At 64.5% G+C, this 15,514-nt stretch carries 17 protein-coding genes; 9 read left to right on the top strand and 8 right to left on the bottom strand.

Annotation, left to right across the window (positions count from 1 at the left end):
• The first annotated feature begins 35 nt into the window (after nt 1–35).
• Both OK015_RS02215 and OK015_RS02210 read left to right on the top strand, forming a co-directional pair.
• Complete coding sequence (locus OK015_RS02215) at nt 36–443, top strand: hypothetical protein (RefSeq protein WP_268128928.1); 408 nt, start codon at nt 36–38, stop codon at nt 441–443.
• Nucleotides 440–1,927, top strand: coding sequence for an FAD-dependent oxidoreductase (locus OK015_RS02210; protein WP_268128926.1), 1,488 nt, complete (start codon nt 440–442; stop codon nt 1,925–1,927). Before OK015_RS02215 ends, OK015_RS02210 begins: the two co-directional genes overlap by 4 nt.
• Here the strand turns inward: OK015_RS02210 and OK015_RS02205 are convergent.
• Nucleotides 1,908–2,963 (bottom strand): ketopantoate reductase family protein, encoded by a 1,056-nt coding sequence (locus tag OK015_RS02205; protein WP_268132376.1) that lies wholly within the window; start codon nt 2,961–2,963, stop codon nt 1,908–1,910. The two genes, OK015_RS02210 and OK015_RS02205, sit on opposite strands and share 20 nt — an antisense overlap.
• A gap of 140 nt (nt 2,964–3,103) precedes the next feature.
• On the opposite strand from OK015_RS02205, the gene OK015_RS02200 reads away from it, so the two are divergent.
• Together OK015_RS02200 and OK015_RS02195 are read left to right on the top strand one after the other, a co-directional pair.
• On the top strand, nt 3,104–3,679 hold the full coding sequence (locus tag OK015_RS02200) for a TetR/AcrR family transcriptional regulator (protein WP_268128924.1): 576 nt from the start codon (nt 3,104–3,106) through the stop codon (nt 3,677–3,679).
• Nucleotides 3,680–3,787: 108 nt separating this feature from the next.
• Complete coding sequence (locus OK015_RS02195; protein WP_268128923.1) at nt 3,788–5,119, top strand: cytochrome P450; 1,332 nt, start codon at nt 3,788–3,790, stop codon at nt 5,117–5,119.
• Nucleotides 5,120–5,124: 5 nt separating this feature from the next.
• Here the strand turns inward: OK015_RS02195 and OK015_RS02190 are convergent, their stop codons facing one another.
• Both OK015_RS02190 and OK015_RS02185 read right to left on the bottom strand, forming a co-directional pair.
• Entirely contained in the window at nt 5,125–5,712 is a 588-nt protein-coding gene (locus tag OK015_RS02190) for a hypothetical protein (protein WP_268128922.1), read from the bottom strand.
• Nucleotides 5,713–5,887: 175 nt separating this feature from the next.
• Nucleotides 5,888–6,313 (bottom strand): nitroreductase family deazaflavin-dependent oxidoreductase, encoded by a 426-nt coding sequence (locus OK015_RS02185; protein ID WP_268128921.1) that lies wholly within the window; start codon nt 6,311–6,313, stop codon nt 5,888–5,890.
• A gap of 717 nt (nt 6,314–7,030) precedes the next feature.
• On the opposite strand from OK015_RS02185, the gene OK015_RS02180 reads away from it, so the two are divergent.
• Complete coding sequence (locus tag OK015_RS02180; protein ID WP_268128919.1) at nt 7,031–7,858, top strand: mycofactocin-coupled SDR family oxidoreductase; 828 nt, start codon at nt 7,031–7,033, stop codon at nt 7,856–7,858.
• Nucleotides 7,859–7,881: 23 nt separating this feature from the next.
• Nucleotides 7,882–8,250, top strand: coding sequence for a protease inhibitor I42 family protein (locus OK015_RS02175; protein WP_268128917.1), 369 nt, complete (start codon nt 7,882–7,884; stop codon nt 8,248–8,250).
• 15 nt (nt 8,251–8,265) lie between these two features.
• Here OK015_RS02175 and OK015_RS02170 read toward each other — a convergent pair whose 3' ends face one another.
• Nucleotides 8,266–8,586, bottom strand: a complete 321-nt coding sequence (locus OK015_RS02170; protein WP_268128915.1) for a DUF1330 domain-containing protein — start codon at nt 8,584–8,586, stop codon at nt 8,266–8,268.
• 36 nt (nt 8,587–8,622) lie between these two features.
• Nucleotides 8,623–9,702 (bottom strand): calcium/proton exchanger, encoded by a 1,080-nt coding sequence (gene cax, locus OK015_RS02165; protein WP_268128914.1) that lies wholly within the window; start codon nt 9,700–9,702, stop codon nt 8,623–8,625.
• A 128-nt stretch (nt 9,703–9,830) separates the two neighbouring features.
• Between cax and OK015_RS02160 the strand changes: the two genes are divergently transcribed.
• Nucleotides 9,831–10,862 (top strand): fused (3R)-hydroxyacyl-ACP dehydratase subunits HadA/HadB, encoded by a 1,032-nt coding sequence (locus tag OK015_RS02160; protein WP_268128913.1) that lies wholly within the window; start codon nt 9,831–9,833, stop codon nt 10,860–10,862.
• 123 nt (nt 10,863–10,985) lie between these two features.
• Here OK015_RS02160 and OK015_RS02155 read toward each other — a convergent pair whose 3' ends face one another.
• A complete protein-coding gene (locus tag OK015_RS02155) occupies nt 10,986–12,122 on the bottom strand; it encodes an LLM class flavin-dependent oxidoreductase (RefSeq protein WP_268128911.1) in 1,137 nt (378 codons plus the stop codon).
• Nucleotides 12,123–12,228: 106 nt separating this feature from the next.
• Nucleotides 12,229–12,834 (bottom strand): TetR/AcrR family transcriptional regulator, encoded by a 606-nt coding sequence (locus OK015_RS02150; protein WP_268128910.1) that lies wholly within the window; start codon nt 12,832–12,834, stop codon nt 12,229–12,231.
• 96 nt (nt 12,835–12,930) lie between these two features.
• Between OK015_RS02150 and OK015_RS02145 the strand changes: the two genes are divergently transcribed.
• The gene (locus OK015_RS02145; protein ID WP_268128909.1) at nt 12,931–14,082 is read left to right on the top strand and encodes an LLM class flavin-dependent oxidoreductase; all 1,152 of its coding nucleotides are present in this window, start codon (nt 12,931–12,933) and stop codon (nt 14,080–14,082) included.
• The gene (locus tag OK015_RS29015; RefSeq protein ID WP_326498512.1) at nt 14,079–14,285 is read left to right on the top strand and encodes an SDR family NAD(P)-dependent oxidoreductase; all 207 of its coding nucleotides are present in this window, start codon (nt 14,079–14,081) and stop codon (nt 14,283–14,285) included. The genes OK015_RS02145 and OK015_RS29015 overlap by 4 nt, the downstream gene beginning before the upstream one ends.
• Here the strand turns inward: OK015_RS29015 and OK015_RS02135 are convergent.
• The gene (locus tag OK015_RS02135) at nt 14,207–15,283 is read right to left on the bottom strand and encodes a PEP/pyruvate-binding domain-containing protein (protein ID WP_268128907.1); all 1,077 of its coding nucleotides are present in this window, start codon (nt 15,281–15,283) and stop codon (nt 14,207–14,209) included. The two genes, OK015_RS29015 and OK015_RS02135, sit on opposite strands and share 79 nt — an antisense overlap.
• Between the last annotated feature and the right edge of the window lie 231 nt (nt 15,284–15,514).

Below are 15,514 nucleotides of genomic sequence, written 5' to 3'. Positions count from 1 at the left end.
TTCAACAGTTGTTGAACTCAACAGGGGGTGCGGCCATGACCGTGACAGCCATCCAGATCGGACTCGATCCCGACGTGATCGATTTCTCCTCGCCCGACTTCGCGCAATTTCCTGGCCTATCGAAGGAAAAACTGCGGACCGCCAACGACGACAATGTCGCTGCGCTGCGGTCCGCGGGCTACGAGGTCGACAACTGCCTGATCGATTTCGGCGATACGGGTGCCGACAAGGCCCGCCAGTCGCTGGAGGCCAAGCGATACGACGCGGTACTCATCGGTGCCGGCGTGCGCCTAGTGGCGACAAACACGCTGCTGTTCGAGTCGATCGTCAACGCCGCGCACACCACACAGCCCGGCTGCCGCTTCGTGTTCAATCGCGACGCCGTGGCAACCCCCGACGACATCCGTCGCTGGTACCCGCACCCGGAGGCGGTGGCACGATGACGACCCACCATGTCGACGTCCTCGTGGTCGGCGCCGGGCCGACGGGGCTGACCGCCGCCGGCGACCTGGCCCGCGTAGGCCGCTCGGTCGCCGTGCTGGAGCGCTGGCCCGCGATCAATCCGTCCAGCCGCGCCTTTGCCACCATGGCCCGCACGCTGGAGGTCCTCGACGCCCGGGGGGCCGCCGAGGACCTGCTGGCGCGTTCACATCAGGCACCGGGAGTCACGATTTTCGGCGGTGCGCGCATCGACCTCACTCACCTCGACTCGCCGTATCAATTCGCGATGATCACCCCGCAGACCAACGTCGATCGGGCGCTGGGCGATTACGCCGTCCGCCACGGCGCCGACATCCGGCGTGGTGTCGAGGTCATCGGCCTCGACCAGGACGCCGACGGTGTGACCGTGACCATCCGACCGCACGGCAACGATGCGGGTAGTCACACCCGTTGGCGGGCAAAGTATTTGATCGGTGCCGACGGGGCGCATAGCACGGTTCGCGCATTGGTGGGTGCAAACTTCCCCGGCCGGACGATCCTGTCGTCGATCGTGCTAGCCGATGTCAAACTCGCGCACGGGCCTTCGGACGCCGGCCTGACGTTGCACAGCACTCGCAACGAGTTCGCGTTCCTTGTCCCCTACGATCGACACGACGCCGACGGCTCGTGGTATCGCACGATGGTCTGGGACCGCAACAATCAGCTGCCCGACACCGAACCCGTCGATCGGGACGAGATCGCTGGCGTCTTCGGGCGGGCAATGGACGCCGACCCGGGCCTGATCGAGGTGGGCTGGAAGTCCCGGTTCCATTGCGACGAACGCCAAGTCGCGCAATACCGGCACGGTCGCGTGTTTCTGGCCGGGGACGCCGCACACGTCCACTCCCCGATGGGTGGTCAGGGCATGAACACCGGCATCCAGGATGCGGCGAACCTCGCGTGGAAGATCGACGCGGTGCTCGCCGGCGCCGACGACGCCGTGCTCGACACCTACCACGACGAACGTCATCCGATCGGCAAGCGGGTGCTGGTGCAATCCGGTCTGATGGCCCGTGGCATCACACTTCGGCCGCCGGTAGCGCGTCGGCTACGAAACCTATTGGCGCCCAAGATACTTAGCATTCCGCGCGTGCGTGACGCGATTGCCGGGAGTTTCGCCGGGACAACGTTGCGGTATGCCCGCAGCCGAGGGGAGAGCCGCGTGGTGGGTACCCGCGCGACGCAAATTCCGTTGCGGCATGGGCGGATCACCGAGCTGCAACGCCTGCCTGGTTTCGTTTTCGTCCGTGAGCGGGGGGCGCCCGTCGTCGACGCGGCCTGGCTTCCCCAAGCGGTGCGGACCGACGACGGCCCCGCGGTGTTGGTACGTCCCGACGGCTACATCGCCTGGGCGGGCGATTCGGCCGACCGGTCCGCGTGGACCGGGGCGCTTGCGCGGTGGCAGGGCCGAACCCGAGTCGATTGGGTCAGCTATGCGCGGAGGTAATCCCATCGACTCCCACGAGTTCCGCCAGCTGCTCGGCCGAAAAGCGTCCCGGGCCGAGACCGCTGCGCACCGTCGAGCGTGCGGCGCGGGCCAATGCGGTGTTCAGCGGCGCCTCGATGCCACACCGATGAGCGATCCGCACGATCTCACCGTTGAGAAAGTCGGTTTCCACGTTGCCGGTCTGGCGACTCAACGATTGCCAGGTGGAATTGTTCGGTCCGGTATCCGATCCGGGCACCGGTCGAATCGTGGGTCCGTCCGCCCGGGTGGCCGTCGAAACCTCGAATGAGATGAATTCGATTCCCGCTCGCCGCAACACATCTTCACCTTCACGGCGCAGCGCGGCCACCACGTCGCCCGCATCGGCCGCGCCGGCGGTCAGGGCACCGACCGCGTTGCCCAGATTGCTCAGCAACTTGTTGTACTTCCACGGGGCGACGTCATCGGGGGTACGCACCCGAACCCCGGCCGCAGTCCACGCCTGCGCAAGCCCCGCCAACAGGTCGGCATCGTCCTGGGTGCGCAGCGCCGCCGGCCACCGCGAGATGTGGAACTGCCCGACCACCGGCCACGCCCGCACGACAACCTCGCCCGGTTCGAGGTGCACGGCCGGCAACCAGACGCAGATCCCGAATACTCGGCGGAAATAGCGCAGCGCCTTCTCTTCTGCGGCAACGCCGTTGAGTGCGGTCATCGCCGGCAGCTGCTCACCCGCGGTTCCGACGACACCGTCGGGGCCATGGACGGGTTGGTCCACCCATTCCTGCAGGGCCGCGTCGAGTTGTTGGGTCTTGGTCGCGAAAACCAGAACGTCGCGATCGGTCAACTCAAAATCGTCGGCCCGCGACGCGGTCGTGACCGCGGTGCGGAAAGTACCGTCGGGCGTTTTCAGCGTTAAGCCCTCGGCCGCCAAGACCTCGGCATGCCGCCCGCGGGCGATCAACACCGTCGGGATGCCGGCGCGGGCCAGCACCCCGCCCACGGTGCCGCCGATAGCGCCGGCGCCGATGATCACGTATCGATGGTCGTCTCCCACAGACAATGCGCCCACCTTCCCTCGGCTTGGAAGCTTCTCCTGCGCGAGGTTACGGATGCTCCCTGGGAAGCACGTGGGTGCACGAAAGCGACTTTGCGATGCAGCTATGTAGTCGTTTGACTACAATGTAGTGTAGACATATGACTACACACACCGCAAGCCCCGGCCCGGTGCAGAAATCTGTTCCGACTGGCCGCGACGAGGTGACCGCCGCGATCCTGGACAGCGCCGCGGAGATGTTCGCCGAACGCGGGCCGGCGGCAGCGTCCATTCGCGATATCGCGGCTACGGCCCACGTCAACCACGGCCTGGTGTTTCGCCATTTCGGGACGAAGGAGCAGCTCGTCGCCGCCGTACTCGATCACTTGGCCGCCAAGCTGGCCATGTTGACCGACGGCGAGGCGTCCGCGGACGAGATCGAGGCGGCCACTTCCCGTCATTTGCGGGTGATCGCGCGGGCGCTGCTCGACGGGTTTCCGGCGGGCAAACTGCAGTCCAGTTTCCCCGCCGCCGCCAGGCTGCTCGACGGCATCCGGCCCGAGCACGAGACCGAAGAGAGCGCCCGGCTGGGAGCGGCGAATGCGATCGCCCTGCTGCTGGGCTGGCAACTGTTCGAACCATTCGTGCGCTCGGCGACCGGACTCGACGATGTGCCTCGGGAGAAGCTGCGTGAATCGATGTTCGCCGAGATGGCCAGGCTTGCCGAACCGCATTGATCTGCGGCGGGCGGTCTCGAAGTTCGCAAGTGGCCGATCCTCGATAGTCTGGTTGGGCGTCGAAGCCCCGAGGAGGCGCTGATGTCCCACACCGTTTGGGCGAGCTGAATGAACCAGCCGACGCCAGCCGTGATCGATCGTCTGGCCCAACTGCCGTTGCCGCCCGGCCCGCGGGTGCCCCGCATCGTGCACACCGCGCTGTTCCCGTACCGCCACCGCGTTACTCCGTTGATGCGCAAGCGCTACGGCGACATCATCACGGTTTCGGTGCTGGGCCGGCCCGCTGTCCTGCTGTGCAGTCCTGAACTCAATCGGCGCGTGTTCTTCGGCGAGTCGACGACGTTCCACGCCGGCGAAGGACGGCTCCCGGGAATACGCCGCGTGATGGGCGACCACTCCGTGGTGACCACTGATGAGGCTGCCCATCAACGGCTTCGCAAACTGCTGATGCCGCCCTTCCATGGCCCGGCGTTGCGCGGGTACCGCGACATGATGAGCGAACTCGCCACCGAAGAAGTGGCCCAGTGGCCGATCGACACCGCATTCGCGGCTCAGCCGCGGATGAACGCGGTCACGCTGGAGATGATTTTGCGGGTGGTCCTGGGTGTCAGCGAGGGGCCCCGGTTCGAGGAGATCCGTCGTACATTCTCCGGGCTCGTCTCCGCCCCCGCGGTGGTGTACCTAGCCGAATTAGTCACGCCGCTACAGAGTTTCGGGCCCTGGAAACGATTCAGTCAACTGCTGGCGCGCATCGACGAGTTGCTCTACGCCGAGATCCGAGAGCGTCGCGGTGCGTCAGACACCGGCACTCGCGGCGACGTGTTATCTCAGCTGATCGCCGCGCCGGTCGAACAGGACCACCTCTCCGATGTAGAGCTGCGCGACCAGATGGTCACCCTGTTGCTGGCCGGCCACGAGACCACCGCCACCACGCTGGCCTGGACGCTGCATGAGCTGGCGCATGATCCCGTGTTGCAGGACAAGGCCGCCGCGGCCGCCGACACCGACGACGACAAATACCTCGACGCCGTTTTGAAGGAGTCGATGCGGATGCATCCGGTGTTCTACGCCGTCGCGAGAGTTCTCACCGAGGACGTCGAACTGGGCGGCTACCGTATCCCCGCCGGCTACACCGTGTTTCCGGGCATCGGCCCGATACAATCCGATTCCGGTCAGCACGCCGATCCTGAAATCTTCCGGCCTGAACGGTTTTTCGACGGATCTGCCACGGCGTCGAACTGGCTGCCATTCGGCGCCGGCGTCCGCCGCTGCCTCGGCACAGGATTCGCGATGATGGAAGCGACCATCATCCTTCGGGAGATCCTGCGTACCCACCGCCTGGCGCCGGGCCGCCCCCGTCCGGAGAAGCCCCGTGCGCGCCAGGTCGTCTACGCGCCCTCCCATGGCGCACGCATCATCGCCCACCGACGCACTGGATAACTCGGTCAGAGCAGGGAGCGGACCATCGCTCCGCCGTCGTCGGCGGCTTGGATGGTCGCGTTGTTGTTCTGCCGGAAGTCGATGAAGGCTGTCCGGTCCGTCGACGTGTTCAGCAGTTCACTGAAGGTTCCCAGGACGGGAACCAGCCCCTGGGGCGCCGACACGTCCGCGGTGTAGTTGATGAAGGCTTCCTGCTGAAAGTTGTTGCCGGACAACGTCTCCGTCGTCGGTGTGGTCAAGGTCTTCACGTTGATGAAGCCTGCCGACGGTGTGGCGGTCAGCTGGTTGACGTCGGCCTGCAGCATAGCCGCGAGGTCGGTTCCGCCAGCGGGTTTGACGGCGACTTGCAACTGCGCGCTGGAGTCGGCATTGGACAGTGCCACCCAGTTGGCGCCGTGGTCGGTGGCTGTCCAGCCCGGCGCCGGGGTGATCGAGACGCCCGGCACGATGTCGACCGAGCCGGCCGAGGCGAGCGCGCGTGGCGGCCGGTTGACGTTGGCGATCAGGACGATCGCGATGGCCGCGCCACCAGCGATGGCGATCAACTGCAGTCGGTGCCCGAACCGGGCTCCGGTTGTCGACCAAGTGGTCATGGTCTTACTCCAGACGTTCAGTGGGCTAGCGATTACTTTGCCCATCGGCTTCCAGAGTCGCCCGACGTGGAAAGACTTGTCCAAGACGGAGTTGCGATGGCTCGATACATTCCGTTTATCAATGCTCGCCAGCGGCAAGCGCCAGCGTTACCCGGTCCGGTCGTCGAGCACCGGTTCATCCCTGGTGGGGTCCGGTCGCGCGCAGCGAAATGACAGGGATGGTGCGGTTCGTCTTGCGTTCGTATTCAGCGAAGCCGGGATACCGCTTGGCTTGCTCGGCGTACTTCTCGTCGCGATCGGCGCCCTTGAGTTCGTCGGCGTGCACGTTCAAGTGCTCGTCGCCGACTTCGATACTCGCGTCGGGGTTGCTGATGAGATTCCAATACCACGCAGGGTTGCGGTCGGCACCAGCTGCCGAGGCGAAGACCAAGTAGCGGTCGCCGTCGGCGAGGTACATCATCGGGCTTACCCGTTCCTCACCGCTGCGAGCGCCGGTGCTGTGTAACAACAGAACCGGTGCACCCTCGAACTGCCCACCGATCCGGCCATGGTTGGCCCGGAATTCCTCGATATTGCGGCGGTTGAATTCGTCATCGGTCATGAGGCCTCCTCGGCAGGTTCGGGTACGCATCGGACAGCCGATATCACCAGGCGTCGACGCGCCGAATCGGTTGTGGCCGAATTCGTTACCCGAGCGGCGGGTCTAGGCAGCCGCCGCCGGGTTCGCCGATACGGGCGTCACCTCGGAGTGAACGTGGCCGCAGGTATCGCAGCGCACCTCGTACTCGAGCCTGTCGCCGCCGATTTCCAGGAACCGGTACTCAGCAAATGCCGCGCATCGCGGGCACCGTGCACGACCCTGCTCAATTGCCGCCATCTCAGGCCCCCTACTCGAACTGTGCGGTGAAGATACCCGCTCGACGCCTGGTCAAACCACCGATTTCCAAGTTCAGTACGGGCGGTATGCCTGACGCGACAAATCGAATCCGTGCTGCGTGTTCGTGTTCGTGTTCCGGCATTGAATGGCCGCCGGTGTATTGGTGCACGACATCGGGCCGACAGTGTGGTGTTGCGGAGGTCAAGCAGCGGGCCGTCACCGAAAGCGCTGTCGATGTGGCAGGCGAACTGACCCGGTTGGCCTCCCGTGACGACCAACGCATTGCCCCAATTCAGCGGGCAGTCCCCGGCGGTCCGGTACTTGCGCGGCTATCATCGCATCGCGTCGATTCGGCCGGCGATCGCCGTTGACGGACTACGATTTTCGCATCCGACCGGTTGCTTCGCTAGAGCCGGCGCCGCAAGCAAAGGAGCTATCGGCATGACCGACACCGCCACCCCGTTGGCCGGGAGGGTCGCCTACGTGACGGGAGCGGCCCGAGGACAGGGCCGCTCGCACTGCATCCGGTTGGCCCGGGCCGGCGCCGACATCGTCGCGATCGACGCGTGCGCGCCGGTTGCCGCGCACAACGGCTATCCCCCGGCATCACCCGAAGACCTCGCCGAGACGATCAGCCTGGTCGAGGGCGAGGGACGCAAGATCGTCGCCGACGAGGTCGACGTCCGTGACCTGCCCGGCCAGCAGCGGGTGGTGGCGAACGCGATCGAGCAGTTCGGCCGGCTCGACATCGTGGTGGCCAATGCCGGCGTGCTGAATTGGGGTCGGGTGTGGGAGATTTCGGCTCAGCAGTGGCAGGAGACCCTTGATACGAACCTGACCGGGCTGTGGAACACCATCAAATCCGCGGTGCCGCCGATGATCGCCGCCGGCAATGGCGGGTCGATCATCAACATCAGCTCCGCGGCGGGGATCAAAGCCGTTCCGGGCTGCGGCCATTACTGCGCCACCAAATTCGGGGTGGTCGGCCTCACCAACTCGTTGGCGGTCGAGCTCGGCGAGTTCGGCATTCGCGTCAATTCCGTGCACCCGTACGGCACCGACACCCCGATGGGCAACGACCTGTCGATGTACCAGGTCTTTCAAGACCACCCGCATTACATCCACAGCTTCTCACCGGGAGCGCTGCCCACCGATTCGTTGGCCGCCCCAGACCTGATTTCCGATATCGTGGTGTGGCTGGCCAGCGATGCGTCCTCGTTGGTCACCGCGGCTCAAATCCCTGCCGACAAGGGCTATCTCAAGATCTAGGCGGGGACGTGCGCTGGAAGTCGATGCTGTCATTGGCCTGCCTGCTGTTGGCGGTGGGGTGTTCGGCGGACCCCGACGCGACGGCGCATGATTCCGACAACGGCGGGCATGTCACGATCGACGAGGGTGACATTTTCGACATCGACTTGGCCGACGACTACGCCAAGTCGAACTGCCAATGGCACGACGAGGAGAAGCACGACTTCGCGATCCTCAAATATCTGGGCTCTCGCTATCAACCCAATCAGCCGCCTCCCGGCGCCGCCAGCGGTGGCACCTTTACAAGCAGATACCAAGCCGTAGCTGCGGGCACCGTGCATGTGACACTCGTGCAGGAGGACAACGCCAATCACATCGCGAGGCGATATTCACTGGATGTGACTGTGCGGTAATCGATTTGGCCGACGTTAGCGATTCAGTATCGGCCTGAGGTCATCGAGGCGGTCGAACAGGTGCCAGATGTATCCCGACGATCCGTCTTCGCGATGCGGATGCAGATCCGCGAGTTCCGGGTCGTTGCAATAGCTGTCAAAGGCCTTCCGGGATTCCCACTCCACGAGGATCAGCACCTGACGCGGCTCGATGGCGCCGATGACCGCATGCTGGAAACTCCCGAGTGCAACGACGCGGCCGCCGCGCTTGGCCACCTCGGCGGGTGAACGTCGGGAGTAGGTGCGGTACTCGTCGGCATCGGCGATGTCGAACAGGTTCAGGGCATACACGGTCATGGCTATCGAAGTTAGCCGCCGCGGTACTGGTGCTGCTCAGCCCCACCAGAAGGCGGTGGCGATGATCCCGTAGAGGACGACGAGGGTGGCTCCTTCGAGCCACGTCGATTCGCCGTCGAATGAAATGAATGCGGCGAGCACCACCGCGAGCAGCAGCGCCACCACCAACATCGGGCTGAAGACCAGCGTCAGCCCGGCCGTCCCGGTGGCCTGCGAGATGAGCACCAGCGCCGGCCCCAGCACCAGCGAGATCTGCAGTGGCGAATTGAGGACGACGGAGAATGCGTACGCGGACTGTCCCTTCGCGGCGAGCTGGATGCCGACGAAGTTCTCCACCGCGTTGCCGGCGATCGCCACCACGACCAGGCCCGCGAACACCTCGGAGATATTGAGCGCGTGCATGGCCGGTTGCAGCGCATCGACGAACCACTCCGACACGAAGGCGGCGAGGACACCGGCGGCGGCGAGCATGCCGACTGCGAGCCAGACCGGCCAGCGCGGCTGCTCGTGGAACCCGGCCGACTGGGCGTCGTCGTCGTCCCGGCGCAGCGAGGCCGGCAAGGACAGGGCGAACAGGCCGAGCAGCAGCACCGAAACGATGATCGAAAGTGCGTCCTCGTGCTTGGCGGCCGGGGTGTGGATCCAGTAGGCCACCGAGGGGATCGACATCGCCGTGACCGACAGCAGCATCAGCACCGTCACGGTGCGGGCGCGGTTCGACCCGAGTTGCTGGGGCCCGTGACGTAGTCCGCCGGCTAGGAACGCGAGCCCCAGCACCAGCAGGAGGTTCGCCAGGATCGACCCGACCAACGCGGCGCGGACCACGTCAACCAGGCCGTGCCGGAGGCTGAACAGGCAGATGAAAAGCTCGGGGAGGTTACCGAGCGCTGACTGGAGCACGCCGGTGGCGCCGGCTCCGAAGCGGTCGCCGAGCTGGTCCACGCTGTGGCCGACCACCGCCGCGAGAACGCCGACCGCCGCAGCGGCGATGAGGAACGTCAGCACCGAGTTCCAGCCACCGAAATGAGCGAACCCGGCGACCAGCACCAAAATCACCGAGAGCAGCAACAAGATGCGATCGGACCGGACCAGGACGGGCTTGGCGGCGACCGGCATGGATCGACCTTATGCGAGCCGACCTGAGAGGCGCGACATGGCAATACCCGTCCAGCGGGCCGACGTCGGCGCGTTAGTGTGCGTAGGTCGGCCTCCGTGAACAGGCCGGTAGAAAAGTTGGACACTTCATGACCGCAGCAGCGGAAACGTCGGCGCTCGAATCGCGGGTCGGCCACTACTACCAGATCGACGACACTTACCAGGTCGGCCGCGAGAAGTTGCGCGAGTTCGCCCGCGCCGTGCAGGACTATCACCCCGCGCACTGGAATGTCGGCGCCGCCGCTGAGCTGGGATATTCAGATCTGGTGGCGCCGCTGACGTTCACGTCGGCCCCGGCTATGGCAGCCAACCGGCATCTGTTCGAATCGGTGGTCATCGGTTACGAGATGTACTTGCAGACCGAAGAGGTCTTTGAGCAGCACCGCCCCATCGTGGCCGGCGACGAACTGCACATCGACGTGGAACTGTCGTCGGTACGCAGGTTCGCCGGCAGAGACTTGATCACCGTGACCAACACATTCACCGACACTGCCGGCGAGCGGGTACACACCCTGCACACCACCGTCGTCGGCGTCACCGCCGAGGATGTAGATCCGTCGATCAGGGCGACCGCGCAGAAAGTGATGATGCACGACGTGAACCTCGCCGGAATCGACTACTCCGATGCGGACTACCAGAAGGCGGTGCGCCCGGCGGACGAGGTTCGGATCTCCGACGGAGGCGCGACCCGGACCCCGGGGACACCGTCCTTCGATGACGTGCAGGTCGGCGATGAGTTACCGGTGCACCACGCCCGACTCTCCCGCGGCGACCTGGTGAACTACTCCGGGGTGGCCTGCGACGCCAATCCGCTTCATTGGGACGAGAACCTCGCCAAAATGGCGGGGCAGCCCGATGTGATCGCCCACGGAATGCTCACCATGGGTTTGGGTGCCGGATTCGCCTCCGCATGGGCGGGCGACCCCGGTGCGATTACCCGCTTCGCGGTCCGGCTGTCCCAGCCCGTGATCGTGTCGGCCGCCGAAGGTGCAGACATCGAGTACAGCGGCCGGATCAAGTCGCTGGACCCGGCAACCCGCGCCGGCGTCGTCCTCGTCGGCGCGAAGTCCGGTGGTCGAAAGATCTTCGGCCTGGCGACCTCGAACATCCGCTTCCGCTGACGCAGCGGGCCCACGCACGCCGACGGCGGAAAAGCCGCACCAGCAGTCCCTGTCACGTCAGGATCCGATCACTATGGGAGCGCGCCGCTTAGGCATCGAACTACCCCACGGAACGGCGTGTTGTCACCCCTTGAGCAGCCTGCAGAGTTCCAGCGCGCGCGCCATCGTCGCCGGCGCCTCTTCGACAGGCCGAACCATTGGCCCGAAGTCCCAGACCGCGATGTGAGTCGCACCCGCTTCGACGTACTCCCCGATCGTCTTGGCAACATCGGCGGGCGGACCGGTAAACACGCTCTTTTCTGCCATCGGGCGGGTCACCTTGGAGACAATGTCGTCGCACTCTTCCCGCGCCCACTGCGTGGGAATGGCCTTGAGCGCGTAGTGGAAACCCTTCGGCATGATCGGATCGATGCCTTCGTCAGCCCAGACATCGTGATGGAACCGGCCGAAGACTGCCGCCCAAGCCTTGACGAGTTTGTTGTCCAGCGCCTGGTCGATGATCGCTGGATCATCATGCAGAAACGTCGGGATCCACAAGCTGAATTCGAAGGCGTCGGGATCACGGCCGACTTCCTCGACCTTCTTCTTGACATCGACGACGATCTTGGCCAGGTCCTCCGGGGTGACGATCGCGCACGGCGATGACGCCGAGATCCCGTCGGCGTACTTGGCCGCCATCTCGATCAACTTGGGCCCACCGCCCATCGCCCACACCTTTGGTTTGTGCGGATGAATGCCGCCAATCCACGCGCCCTTGTAGTTCCAATGGTTGCCCTCAAAGTCGATCGGGCCTTCGGCGTTGAACAACTGGGGAAGCAGTCTTAGGTGGTCCTCGAGCCGGGCCAGCCCCTCCAACCGCTTGTACCCGTAGGGACGGCATTGCTTGAGCTCGCCGGCGCCGAGCATCAGCACCATCTTGCTCGTGGCATTGGCCAGCGTCAGGGTGCTCTGTGCGAGTTCCGCGGGGCCGCGTCGAACAGCGTCAGTGGTCCAGGAAAGCCCCAACGTGCCTTCGGTGGCAGCCATACCGAAAGCGGCCAGCAACAGCCCATCCGCGAAACTGTCACAATCGGGCGATAACTCGGCGAGCGGAGTAACGTCCGGCGTCCACAATGCGTTGGGCAACAAGTTGGTCAACTGATCGTAGGTCTGGAAATAGTCGACCGCGCCCGAGGCCTCCATGGCGCGAGCGATCTCACCCACCAGCTTGGGCGACTGACTCCGGTCGAAGTGCACAGGGACTGACGTGGTAACGGTCACCACCACGAGACTATTAAGCGGTCACTAAATATTCAATAGTCGCTAAGCAATTTTCAACCGAGCGGCCGAATCATCGCCGCCCGGATCCAGCGGGCGGCAGGGCGCCTCAACGCGGCGCCAGCCAGTCGTCCGTCCGGCGCGCCCAGTCGGTCAACGCGGCATCGAAATCGATGGCCCCGGAGCGCAAGATCCAGGTGAAACAGATGCCGGTTCCGACGTCGAGAAAGTGCTGCGCCTCGGCGCGTGCATCGACATCGGAGCGAATCGACCCATCCCGGACGCCATCCTCGATGATTGCGGCAAGGTTCGCGACGTAGCGGTCGAACCAGTCTTCGACCCAGGGCCTCAGACTGGCGATCGGACCAATCGTCTCGAAGCACAGCATCAGGAATGCGCGAAAGGTCTCGCGGTTCTCCAGCGCCTCCTCACGAAGGCGCTCTACCTGGGCGAGCACGCGTTCGCGCGCCGAGCCCGAAACCGCCCGTTCGGGGACGAATCGCGACTCGTAAGACCGTTGCAACGCCTCGAGCAGAGCTTCCTTCGAGCCGTAGCGGACGTTCACCATGCTGGCGCTGAATCCGGCGCGGCGGCTGATCGCGGAACTCGAGGTGCGCTCCCAGCCAAATTCAGCGATCAGTTCAATCGCTGCGGTCAGCAGCCGTCGGGCCGAATCCGCACTGCGCTCTTGTTGTGTTCGTCGCGACGTCGTCATCGTTGCTCATTCTGCCTCAGCAATACTTGACTTACTAAATCAATATTTAGTATGTTCTGATCTATCAAACGCTCGTTTTAGGGCAGGGAGTATGCGGTGTCAGATGTCAAACTCGGCGCAGCGGGCGTCTACTTCCCCCCGTTCTCGAATGTGGTGGAAGGCGCTCGTCGTTACGAGGCCGAAGGCCTCGACTTCATACTCCAGTGCGATCAGCTCAACCTCAGTATCCCGCGCTCCATCTGGACTCCGGATCTCGTGAAAGCTGCTGAGACCTTCGACGTTGACTGCTGGATGGACCCCTGGGTCTGCGTGAGTGCAGCCGCTTCCTGCACCGACCGGATCGAGTTCAGTGCAATCTCGGATGCGATGCGGCGCTCCCCTCCGAATCTGGCCCAGATGGCGCTCTCGATGGACCACGCCAGCAGCGGCCGGTTCACGCTTGTCCTGGGCGCCGGGGAACACAAGCAGTTCGGCCCCTACGGCCTAGTCCGTCGCAAGCCGTTCGCCCATCTCGAAGAGGCGACCAAGATCATCAAGCTGCTGATGGACGCGGAGGACACCGTCGATTACGACGGCCCGATCTGGTCGTTGAAGGACGCGGTGCTGCCGCTGGGCCCCTACGGCGACCGCCCGCCACCGATCATCATCGCGGGGGGTCCCGGCCGATCGATGGAAATCGCAGGTCGCTATGCGGATGGGTGGCTATCGTATTATCCCGCCGCCGGTGACGCCAGGTGGTTCGCCCAAGGGCGAGACACCGTCCGCAACTACGCAATTGAAGCTGGCCAAGACCCCGACGCCCTCGAGTTCTATGGCACCTTCCTCTGCCTGATCGGCGACACCGAGGACGAAGCGACCGCTCTCACGCACAACTTGGCACTGCGCTGGGACGCGGCGATCATGTGCCCAGGCGGTCGATCCTGGCAGCAGTGGAACCCGAACAACCCTCCGCACCCGTTGGGCGACGACTTCCATTACACGACCGACTTTGTTCCGATGGAATGGAGCCGCGAAGACGCGTTGAAAATTTGCGAGCAAGTTCCGCCGTCGGTGGTGCGTGACTCGAAGTTCACCGGCACGCCGGAGCAGATCGCCGACATGGTGGTGCCATACATCCGCGCGGGCATGACTCACGTGCTCATTGCCAACTACGGGCAGACCGTCACGACGGGTGACTTCGGCGATATCGTCGCCAACGCCGACCTCCTTAACCGGACGTTCAAGGCCTTGCGAGATCGGCTCGAATGAGCCTCACCGGCAAAGTCGTCATCGTCACGGCGGGGCGCGCCGGGATCGGCGAGGGCATCGCCCGGCGGTTCACAGATGCGGGCGCTCGCGTCGTGATCGTCGACGCCATCGATGCGCGGGAGCGTCAGCGCCGTTCGGCGCATAGTTGGTCAGCCGCGGTCGTCTTCACTCCGCCGGCGCCTCGTTCCACCTCGACCGTGTAGATAACGCCGGTGAACGGGTTGCCTCCCCCGCGTCGATACTCCGACGTGATAGGTGTACCGCGATCGATCCCGATATTGAGCTTTCCATTGCCCGACGGGGTGAACGGGGTGGTGCGTGCGATCCGCGCTCGCACCACTTCGGTGCCATCGAGACGCATCGACAGTCTGCCGGCTCGGCCAAAGCCACCACTGTCACAATCGAATTCAGCAATGATGCTGTGCGTTCCCGGCATCACGATCGCGGTACCGCTCCGAATCGTCGTCAGCTCCGGGCCGCCGAGAATGCAACTGTAGACGAGGTGTCCGGCGTCGACCCACAACGACCATCCGCCGAATCGGTCACCTTCGCTGACAATGACGCCGTCGACAGGACGGCCGCCGGCAGTGAAACAGGCAGCGATCCTGAACGACGTGTTCTCACCCCTGAGTGATCCGTGCTCATCGCCGGTCACCACTTCCCCGACGCGTGCGGCCGTCTGCTGCACGACGACGCCCACCGCGACTTCGGTGGCTGGGACCTCGAACCGTCGGCAATAGCCGATGGCTTGTGGGGTGAACAGGCTGGCCCAACAGTCGATGACGCCCGATACGACAGCGTCCGCACCTCTAACCCACAGGAAGCCGTCTTGCCGGCCTGCGAACGGTGCGGCCGCGGTGTCCTCGGCGGCGTTGGAACGCAGCGCAACGGGCACGTCTTGGCCGAGGGCGGTGTATGCCGTCCGAATTTCGGCCGCGACAGCGACTGGCATCGTCGTCGAACCGAACAATCCCCGGAGTCGATCCGAAGTCTGATGGTCGTCGAGACCCGCTGCGAGATAAGCATCGATCTGCGCACCGAGGCCACTTGCCTCGATCGCGTGGCGGTAAGCCTGCACTGACACGCAAAATCCGGGTTGAACAGGCAGCCCACGGCGGACGCGGCTGTGCAGACTGACGGCTTTGCCAGTTAGATCGGACTCGCGCGCGATAGGCCCACCAAGCCCGACGACCCATGCCATTCGTTCCTCGTTTCCAGCTTTTCGCTCGCGACACGCTCGCGTACGTGCCGCCCCGATTCCAAACATAACCAAACGTACGACCGGCACATCAGGAAGATGAAATCTGCACTCAAATCGTGATTATTCATGGATCGCAAGTCTGTGTCTCAATACGATTTCAACCGTACGGTCGGTGATGCATAAGCATAGCGCTGTTAGACGTGAGCGACGCGGTCAGCCTTCGACGATCCT

Origin of the sequence: Mycobacterium sp. Aquia_216 (genome assembly GCF_026723865.1) — a bacterium.
In the GTDB taxonomy this organism is placed as follows: Bacteria; Actinomycetota; Actinomycetes; order Mycobacteriales; family Mycobacteriaceae; genus Mycobacterium.
Note: the sequence above shows the minus strand (reverse complement) of the source record. Positions and strands in the feature narration are given on the sequence as shown.